The organism is candidate division WOR-3 bacterium (genome assembly GCA_016867815.1).
Lineage (GTDB): Bacteria > Hydrothermota > Tepidihabitantia > Tepidihabitantales > Tepidihabitantaceae > UBA2258.
On the sequence record VGIR01000167.1, the window covers coordinates 1 to 3,484 of the forward strand.

The 3,484-nt window shown below is 60.0% G+C and carries 2 protein-coding genes; both read left to right on the forward strand.

All coding sequences use genetic code 11. The annotated features are described in order from the left end of the window. Window positions 1–545 precede the first annotated feature (545 nt). Window positions 546–1,781, forward strand: coding sequence for a hypothetical protein (locus FJY68_13835; GenBank protein ID MBM3332906.1), 1,236 nt, complete (start codon window positions 546–548; stop codon window positions 1,779–1,781). 613 nt (window positions 1,782–2,394) lie between these two features. Continuing rightward, window positions 2,395–3,484, forward strand: a 1,090-nt coding sequence (locus FJY68_13840; GenBank protein ID MBM3332907.1) for a hypothetical protein, incomplete at its 3' end; no start/stop codon positions are given.

A 3,484-nucleotide genomic window follows, 5' to 3' on the forward strand; every position in this document is an offset into this window, starting at 1 on the left:
TCGACGAATGGAACACTGGAGCGCGATACATAACACGTTCAAGTTCTTCGGTTTGGGTATGCCGCCGAAGATGGAAGAGCTTGACGGCTCGTATACGTGGAAGCGGCGGCTGTCTCTCCTCAGACAGGCGCGCACTGCCTGTGAGAGAGTTGGGTCTCGACCCGACTTGGGTGGGTTGTCACACGCGGCTGTTGATTCCGCACTGCGAGTCATCCTAGATGATGCATATGAACCAAGGCAGCAGCCAGTTCTCGAACCCGCGGGGGACGCGAAAGACGCAGGCGTATGACGCAGCACGAGCACAATGCGGAACAGGCATTTGCTCTGTTCACGGACTGCATCGCGTCGGCAGCTGAAGGCATCGGCGCGGCCTGCGTGCAGTACCGGATGTTCGGTCGCAAGGACGACGCGGGGTCTGCGTGTGACGTGCAAGAGAGCAGTGCAGCATGCGGTGTAGAACACGGGGAGGGTGGATGAGAAGGAGACCCATGAGGCCTCGCAGTCGCCAAGATTCTGTGGCGGGTCAAACGACGTTCGCAGACTTCATGAAGCTCGAGTACGAGCACATGGTTGATGCTCACATGAATGCGACTGACAAGCTCACGTCGTTCTTCCGTTACATGCTGCTCATCTACTCTGCTCCACTTCTATTGCTCGCGCGAACGGATGAACTACACAAGTGGTCACCATGGGTTTTCACCGCGATCGCCTTGGTTGGCTTTGCGGTAACCATGTATATGTCGAAGCTACGATTCGAGACGCTGCTCTACGCAAGAACAGTCAATGGCGTGCGGAGGTACTTCTTGGATCGTTACGACGACCTTGACTTCGTGGAAAGCAGTGAATACCGAGTCCTCCCGTCACAGAAGTCCATACCGCCGTTTGCCGACCTCGGGCAGTTCAGCTGGATAATTGTAGCCGCCGGCTTCGTGAACAGCGTCTACCTCTACTTAGGCCTGTCCAGTTCCGACAAACTCCTGGCGATGACGTCCTGGCTAGCCGGCCTCTATGTCGAAGCCGGAATCGTGCGCGCGGCAACGATAAGCCCTGGCTTGGTTCTGAAGCTGGTCGGTGCGCAACTGGCTTTGCTCTACTTCTGGCTGCATCGCCTAAGCTTCGATCAACTGGCGCGGCACGAAGAGGGAGGCATGACCTTCTTCAATCACGCAGTTGGCGTGGACATAGACGGCGTTCTCAACGAGCACTGCCAGCAGTTCTGCAAGGTACTGAAGAAACTAACGAAGAAGAGCATTCGCCCGGAGCAAATCACGCGCATGCCGGTTCGCTATGCAGGCATTGGCGTAACGGAGGAAGACGAAAGAACGGTATTCGAATCGAAGGAATACTGGACGACAATGCCTCCGAAGGCGGGTGCCGCGACTGAGTTGGGGCGCATAAGAGACCAACTCGGGTTCCAAGTACATGCCTTCACCTGGCGACCATGGAGAGTCAAGCGCTTCTGGAGTATTAGGATGGGCACCCGGAGATGGCTCTCCAAGAACAGTTTCCGTTTTGACAGCTTGACGTTCGAGAAAGGAAACCTTGGGGAGCCGGTCGGCATGAAGGCTGCGCTCTACCGCAGCCGGTTCTACATCAGCAAATCCAGGAGAATACAGTTTTTCGTCGAGGACGACCTGGACAAGGCGCGCTCACTCTCCAATATCTGCCGAGCAGTCTTCCTTATGGACCAGCCATACAACTACACGGGCCGACTTCCTCACAACGTCATCCGTGTTCGCAAATGGCAAGAGATCTACGATGCTCTCAAGCAGCTCTGCTAGCCGCAGAGGGGAATGAGGGTCAACGCCTGCCAGGGTCGAGGGCGATGTCCCTGAACCGGAGGGGATTTCGGAAGGGATTTCGGGAACACGTCCGTGATTCAATCCGAAGCGCGAGTTGGCAGAGGCAGACGGTAGTGGCGAGATGTCGTCTCGTAAGTAAGGAGGTGCAGTGACCGACAGGAGCAAAGGGGGGAGGCATTTCAAGACTGGGCGGACGACCGCAGGCATGCGTTCCGGACTCGTCTTTCTCCGAGAGGAACAGTGTGCTCGCTGCGGCCGAACTGTGAAGGTCTTCCTCATGCCCGGGGGGCCCAAGCAGCGAGGGGTGGAGGAGTTTCGCGATGAGAACGGCAAGACAGTGCATCGGTGCTAACCACGTGTGAGCGGCACGACCTGGGGGAAGGCTGTACGCGGTTCATCGGCGCGGCAGCGGGCCGTTTGACATCCGTTCACGCAAGTCCTAGAATCCTCCTTGGCCGGATCGAATCCGTCGTTGACGGAGGAGGCAGGCCGGGGCGGGCCGAGCCCGCGCCGCTGACCGGTTCGCCGCCGAGCCTGCGGTCTGGCCGAGGTGGTTGAGTCATACTGTCCGTGACCTGAAACGGGAGGAGAAATGAGGAGAAACGTGTTCGCAGTCCTGCTGGCCGTCGCCGCCGTGGCGCTGGCGGCCAAGCCCGCCGGGAATGGTGTGCTTCCGGCGCTGCCATACGACCCGGCGACGACTTGCATCGGCCCGGCCCTGCCCGCTGATGCCGACCCGCGGGTGGCGGCGATCCGCGCCGAGCAGAACCAGGCCGCGGCGCGGGGCGACAAGGCGCTGGCGCGCGAGCTGGAGTCGAAACTGCAGGCGATTTACCTGGAACACCAGCCCGCGCCCGGCTCCGCCGAGAACGCGGTCAGGCTCGTTTCGCGGCCCGGGGAGTCGTCCTTCGACCTGCCGGACGCGCTCATCGATACCGGTATCATCTGGGCAACCGCTGCCGACTACGAGATTGACGGTACGATGTGGGTGGCCTATTCGAAGTACTCGCCGGATTCATCCGTCACCATCGTACGCTCGGTGGACCACGGCACGACCTGGGAGTGGGTGCAGGGGTTCTACACTGTGCCGACCAGTCTCGTCGAACACCTGGGCATAGTCGTCGGCCAGGGCGACTCGGGATTCGTGTACGTGTTCCTCGTCCACCCAGACAATGACGGCGACATGATTTGCGTCCGGTTCAACAGGAATGGCTCCGGCCAAGTCAACTCCTGGGTGAAGTCGGGCACCGATACCATCAACAACTTCCGGGTCTGCCGCGACTACTCGGGAGACAACTACGGGCTCTACTGCGTGGCCGGCGACGACGACCATACGCAAGAAATGGACGACTTCCTGCTCCGCTCGCTGGACTACGGCAAGACCTGGGCGGTCACGAATACGTTCCGCTACGCCAGCGACGGTTCGTATCAAGCCGGCGCCGGGTCCTACCTTTACATGTCCGGCCGGCCGGGATTCAGCCCGCACAACGGCCAACTCGGTATCTTGGTGAACCCGGCCTGGGGCGCTATGGATAGCTGGCGCGAGGTGAGTGTGGCACCAGACACGTTCATGGTTATGGACCCGGTGATAGCGCCCTCTTTCGTGACGCCGCCGGAGAGCGCCGCAATCTGGACGCTCTACAGCCACAACTACGAAGGAACCGGGGACTGGGACATGCTGT